The organism is Deltaproteobacteria bacterium GWC2_65_14 (genome assembly GCA_001797615.1).
Lineage (GTDB): Bacteria > Desulfobacterota > Deferrimicrobia > Deferrimicrobiales > Deferrimicrobiaceae > GWC2-65-14.
Window position 1 is genome coordinate 1 of the sequence record MGPV01000037.1, and the last position, 5846, is coordinate 5846.

The 5846-nt window shown below is 67.5% G+C and carries 6 protein-coding genes and 1 pseudogene; 1 reads left to right on the plus strand and 6 read right to left on the minus strand.

Annotated elements, in window-relative coordinates:
• Positions 1 to 258: pseudogene (locus A2X88_07135) on the plus strand (hypothetical protein).
• Here the strand turns inward: A2X88_07135 and A2X88_07140 are convergent.
• Genes A2X88_07140 through A2X88_07165 form a run of 6 tightly spaced genes read right to left on the minus strand, consistent with a single transcriptional unit; the run spans position 248 to position 5829 of the window.
• Positions 248 to 1015 (minus strand): hypothetical protein, encoded by a 768-nt coding sequence (locus A2X88_07140; GenBank protein ID OGP34161.1) that lies wholly within the window; start codon positions 1013 to 1015, stop codon positions 248 to 250. The pseudogene A2X88_07135 and the gene A2X88_07140 overlap by 11 nt on opposite strands.
• The gene (locus A2X88_07145) at positions 1012 to 2175 is read right to left on the minus strand and encodes a hypothetical protein (GenBank protein ID OGP34140.1); all 1164 of its coding nucleotides are present in this window, start codon (positions 2173 to 2175) and stop codon (positions 1012 to 1014) included. The genes A2X88_07140 and A2X88_07145 overlap by 4 nt, the downstream gene beginning before the upstream one ends.
• A gap of 43 nt (positions 2176 to 2218) precedes the next feature.
• Positions 2219 to 3526 carry a hypothetical protein gene (locus A2X88_07150; protein OGP34141.1) on the minus strand — a complete coding sequence of 436 codons (1308 nt, stop codon included), beginning with the start codon at positions 3524 to 3526 and terminating at the stop codon, positions 2219 to 2221.
• An 11-nt stretch (positions 3527 to 3537) separates the two neighbouring features.
• Positions 3538 to 4560, minus strand: a complete 1023-nt coding sequence (locus A2X88_07155; protein OGP34142.1) for a hypothetical protein — start codon at positions 4558 to 4560, stop codon at positions 3538 to 3540.
• Positions 4557 to 5327 (minus strand): hypothetical protein, encoded by a 771-nt coding sequence (locus A2X88_07160; GenBank protein OGP34143.1) that lies wholly within the window; start codon positions 5325 to 5327, stop codon positions 4557 to 4559. Before A2X88_07160 ends, A2X88_07155 begins: the two co-directional genes overlap by 4 nt.
• Positions 5317 to 5829, minus strand: a complete 513-nt coding sequence (locus A2X88_07165; GenBank protein OGP34144.1) for a hypothetical protein — start codon at positions 5827 to 5829, stop codon at positions 5317 to 5319. Before A2X88_07165 ends, A2X88_07160 begins: the two co-directional genes overlap by 11 nt.
• Positions 5830 to 5846: the final 17 nt, after the last annotated feature.

The following is a 5846-nucleotide window of genomic DNA, read 5'->3' on the forward strand; positions in this document are numbered from 1 at the left end:
GCTCAGACCGTGCTCAAGCATCTCCAGAAGACCGAACTCCTCTATTTCAGCGATTTCGACCGCTACACCGACAACGTCGCCCTGCTGGATTTCGACCCGGTACAGTACAACTACTATACGGTCTCCGTCACCTTGCTGGACAACGCAACGAATTTCATGGGGCATGCGACCGGGACAGGCGTGATGGCGGGAGACCTCTGGCACATCGACCGGGAGGGGAACCCCTTCCAGGACAACGTCGCAAAGACTAAGTTCTGAGAAAGGCGAAAAACGGTTCGGCCAGGAACCGGGCGAGAAGGGCCGCGGCGCAGAGATAGGGGCCGAAGGGGATCGCCGTCTTGAGCCCCTCCTCCCCTTTTCTCATGGCGACCAGTCCCCCCGCCACACCCAGGAGCGACCCGCAGAAGATCGTGAAGAGCGCCCCTTTCCAGCCGAGAAAGGCCCCGATCATGGCGATCAGCTTGATGTCGCCCCCCCCCATCCCTTCCCTCCCGGTGACCTTCTCGTAGGCGGCGGCGGTGGCGTAGAGGATCCCTCCTCCCAGGAGCCCCCCCGCGAGGCTCCCCATCCAGTCCCCACCCGGAAGGAAGGAGAGGAGGATCCCCGCGGCGATTCCGCCGAGGGAGAGCTCGTCCGGAATGATCCGGTGATCCAGGTCGATGAAGGCGATCGGCACGAGCAGGGAGAACAGGGCAAGGTCCCGGAGAAGCGGCAGCCCGGGGCCGTCGACGACGGCGAACAGGGCGAACCCCGCCCCCGACAGCGCCTCGACGCCGGGGTAGCGCGGGGAGATCGCCCCGGCGCACCCTGCGCATCTCCCCCGGAGAAGGAAGAAGGAGACGATCGGGATATTCTCCAGCGCCCGGATCGGCCGTCCGCAGGCGGGACAGCGCGAGGACGGCCGGACGATCGACTCCCCTCGGGGAAGCCGGTGGATCAGGACGTTGAAGAAGCTTCCCAGGCAGGCCCCGACCAGGAACGCGAACGCCGGGAACAGAAACCCGGAACCGCTCATGAGGCCCATCCCGGGACCCCCTTCCGCGCCAGCAGCTCCGCGTAGAGAGCCTCCTGGGCGCGGACCATCGTTTCCTGGCAAAATTCCCTCAGGAGCCGATCCCGCTTGAACCCGGGAGCGATCCCGGAGGAGCCGGAGAGCACCTCCACGACCCGGGCCGCCATCCCCGAGACGTCGCCCGGCCTGCAGAGGAAGCCGTCCACGCCGTCGTCCACGATCTCCCGCGTCCCGTCCACGGCGGTCGCGACCACCGGAACTCCGGCGATCAGCGCCTGCGGGACGACCTTCGGCAGACCTTCCCACCGGGAGGTCAGGAGGAACAGATCGAACGCCCGCAGCAGGTCGGGGATCTCCGCCCGCCACCCGGGGAAGAAAAATCGCCCCCCGAGGGAGGCCGCCTCCACGGCCCGCTCGACCTCCGGCCGGAGTTCGCCTTCCCCGACCATGACGAAGTGCGCCTCCGGAACCTGCGTCGCCACCCTGCGGGCGACCTCGACGAAGTCGAGGGGAGCCTTCTGCGGCTTGAACACGGCGACGGTCCCGATCACCGGGACATCGGGAGGGATGCCGAGAAGCCGCCGTCCCGCCTCCCGGGATCCCCGGAGGAACCGCTCCGTCTCGAACCCGCTCCGGATGAGCCGGCACCGGTCCGCCGAAAAGATCCCCTCCCGAACGCCGAGGCGGATATTCTCCTCCGAGACCGCCACGAAGGCGTCGGTCCAGCGCGCGGCCATCCGCTCCAGCCCGATGAAGGAGCGCCGGACCGGGCCCGCCTGCCCGTCGTGGAAACCGAACCCGTGGATCGAGTGGATGATCAGGTCGGCCCCCGCGCGGCGCGCCGCCGCCCTTCCCAGGATCCCCGCCTTGGAGCTGTGGGTATGCACGACGAGAGGGTCGCCGGCCGCCATCCGTTTCTCCTCCCGGAAGACGGAGGAGAGGGCCAGGAAGGCCCGGAAATCGTCCGCAGGCCGGATCTCGCGCACGAGGGAGTCGACCTGCCGGAACCGCACGCCGGATATGGACGCGGCGGCGGCATCGAGCACCCCTCCCCTTCCCGACACCAGCACCCGGTCGAACCGCTCCGGGGAAAGCCCCCGCACGGTCGCCAGGGTGTTCTCCTGCGCCCCCCCCCATTCCAGCAGGGTGATCGCATGGACCACCCGGGCCCGTTTCCGGCTTCCCGGGGCGTCCCTTTGCGCGCCGTCAGGCACGGCCCGCGACCGCCTCGCGCGCCGCGCGGATCCCGCCCGCGATCGATCGCTCCATCCCGGAATACTCCCAGGACCCGTACCGGCCGGCCAGGAGGACCCCGTTCCGGCGGAACTCCTCCGAGAGCAGCGGGAGGGCCCTGTCGCGCGCCCCGTGGTACAGCACGTAGGCCGGATCGAGCAGCACGGGGCGGACCTCCTCGAGGACGCTGCGGCGGGTGAGCACCCCCATCCGCCGAAGGCCGCGCACCGCCCTTTCCACCTCCAGGCCCTCGTCGATCCGCGCGCCCGACGGAAAGCTTTTTTCCACGAAGAGGGAGACGCATCCCTTCGGCGAGGCATAGGCCGCGACGTTCGAGAGAAACCCGGCCCGGAAGAAGGAGTACTCCCGTTCGGGAACGTAGACCCAGTGCCCCGGCGTCTGCCCCGCCTCCCGCACCCCCAGGTTGATCGCTAAGACCTTGACCCAGGAAAGCGATCCGGCCGCCCTCCGGGCGTTCGGGGAAAGCCCCCTGCTCATCCGCGCAAGGGCCGGAAGGGGGATGGTGGAGATCGCGGCCCGGAACGGAACGGTTGCCCCGTCCGCCGTGCGGACCACCCTTTTCGTCAGGTCCACCTGCACCACCTCGGCCCCGGTTCGAACCGGTGCGCGGAGAGAGCGGGCGAGAGCCGCCGGCAGCGCCCCGATCCCCCCGGAGGAGGGATACCGGAAGACCGCGTTGTACCCCATCCCCTCCCGGGTGTCCCCGCGCGCACCCGCGAGCAGCTCCTCGAACCGGGGAACGGGGACCGACCACCCGGTCCACCCGTACCCCAGGCGGGAGAGAGGAGCGCGCCACATCTTCCGGTTGAAGGGGAAAAAGAAGGCCCGGCACATCGCCCGCCCGAACCTCGTCGCGAGCCACTCCTCGAAGTTGCGCGGGGGCCGGTCGCCCCCCACCGCCTCCCGGATCCGCTCCGCCGCGAAACCGGACAGGCACTGCCGGACAAACGCAGGGTCGTGCCCGTGGAGGTTCGCCTGGAAGGGATAGGGGGTCAGCCTGCCCCGCAGCCAGACCCGGGCGTCCCTCTCCCTCTCCATCCAGGAACTCTCCGGCAGACCGAGGATCCAGGCGAGCATCTCCGGGTCGGAGGAATGGAGAAAGTGCCCGCTCCTATCGAACGTGTATTCCCCGGCGACGAGGGAACGGCAGTGCCCGCCCGGCTCCCCTTCCCTCTCGAGGACGACATGCTCCTCGCCGGCCTCCCCGAGGACCCTGGCCGCCGCAAGGCCGGTCACCCCTCCTCCCAGCACGACGATCACGGCACCTCTCCCTACAGCTTCATATCGATCGCCTTCAGCCACACCGCGACGGCGAAAAAGGCGACCAGAACGGCCCCGTACCCGTACAGGGAGCCGGCCGGGGTCATGTGCATCGCCAGGATCCCCACGGCGGCAGACGCGGCCGCCGCGATGCAGCTCGCGGCCACCGTCTGCCCCGTCGAAAGGCGCCATTTCCGGAGGCGGAGGCTGAAATGGTCCCGACTCCCGCCCAGGATCGACGCCCCCCGCCGGAGGCGGAGATAGCAGAGGAAGAGGATCTCGAACAGGGGAACCGCGAAGATGGCGAGCGCGGTGAGCCATCCGAGACGGTTCCGGAGGGTATAGTCCCCCCCGATCGCCAGCCCCCCGAGGAGGAACCCGAGGAAAAGCGACCCCGTGTCCCCGAGGTAGATCTGCGCGGGGGAGAGATTGAACCGCAGAAACCCCGCAAGGGCTCCGCACAGAGACAGGCACAGGACCACGCCCATCGGGTTTCCCTGGAGGTAGAAGACCACCGACAGCGCCGCCGCCGACACGAACGCCACTCCGGCCGCCAGCCCGTCCATGACGTCGATCAGGTTGAAGCCGTTCGTCATGAGGATCATCCAGAGGAAGGTCAGCGCCACGCAGGCGAGCGGGGGAAGGAAGTCGACCCGGATCCGGATTCCCGACTTGACCATCAGGAAGACCGCGATCACCTGGACGAGGAGCTTGATCCGGGGGGAAAGCTTCCCGATGTCGTCGATCAGCCCCAGCAGGACGACGATCGCGGAGGCCAGCAGCAGTCCCATCAGGCGGTCGCTGAACTGGAGGAAGATCGATACGGGAAAGAGCACGGAGGCGAACACGGCAAGGCCCCCGAGGTAGGACACCGGCTCCTTCTGGGTTTTCAGTCCTCCGTCCGGCCGGTCCACGATCCCGAACCGGCGGGCGGAATCCCGGAATATCGGGGTCAGGTAGAGCGACAGCAGCAGCGACGCGGCAAACGACGCGGCGGCGGACGCAAGGATCGGGATCCCTCCGGCTCCCGTCACTTGAAGTCCTTCCTCGAGAAGATCAGGCAGGCGAGCAGAAGAACGGCGGCGCAGTAGGCCAGCAGGTACCCGGACGCCAGAAGGATCAGCGCGGGCGATGATGCGCCGCCGTAGACCACCTCGTTTTTCCAGTTGAAGTTCTCCAGGTTCGGGAGCATGTAGAACAGGGCGCCCGAAACGGCGCGTGCCGTGCCGGATGCGGCCCGGCTTCCGAACACAAGAAGGTCCTTCGAAACGTGCCCGATGAGAAACATCGAGAGGGTGAAGATCGCGCTCAGCACCGGAGTCGTGAACGAGGAGAAGAGGGAGGCGAGGCAGGTGAGCAGCACCAGTTCCATATAGATCCCGGCGGAGGCGACGAGGATTCCCGTCTCGGGAGCCTGTCCGTACCCGGCATGCACGAGGAAGAGGGGTACGGCCATGACCAGTGTGGTCAGGAACAGGGTTCCGCAGAGGCCTGCCGCCTTCCCGACGACGAACTCCCACCGGGCGACGGGTCTGGACAGGATCAGGTAGACGGTCTTTCTCTCCACCTCCTGGCTCACCAGGGTGATCCCGAGGAAGACCGCCATGATGACCCCGAAGAGGTGGATGCAGGCCAACCCCACGTTGGCGATGATCCGGGCCAGGTTCCCCACGGACAGATCGGCCAGGAACCAGGAGAGAGCTATCACCAGCAGCGCGAAGGCAAGAATCGCGTAGAGGATCTTGTTCCGGATCGTCTCCCGGAAGGTGTTCACGGCGACCGAGAGGATCCTACCCGACACGGCCCCCTCCTGTTCCGCCGTCTCCTGCGCCCGTCCCCGAGGCCCCGGTCCCCCCGATCCCGTGAAGGTCTTCCTCTCCCATCCGTTCCACGTAGATATCCTCGAGGTGCTGTTTCACCGGAATGCAGGAGCGGACCAGCGACCCTGCCGACCGGAACCGCTCGATCCATCCGTTGGCCTGCTCATGGTCCGCCGCCCGTAAGACGAGGGAGTCCCCCTGGACGGAAACCGCACTCTCCGGAAGGCCCGCGGCCGACAGACATTCTGTCGGGGGAACCGGAGACAATACGAGTTCCACGTACCGGACCCCACCCTTCCCGACCAGGTCCTCGACCGTCCCTTCCGCCACCTTCCGCCCCTTGTGCAGCATGACGACCCGGTCGCAGAGCGCCTCCACGTCGGAGAGGATGTGGGAACTGAAGAAGACCGTCTTCCCCGAGGATTTCAATTCCCGGATGAGATTGCGGACTTCCATCCTTCCCATCGGATCGAGCCCCGACATCGGCTCGTCGAGGATGA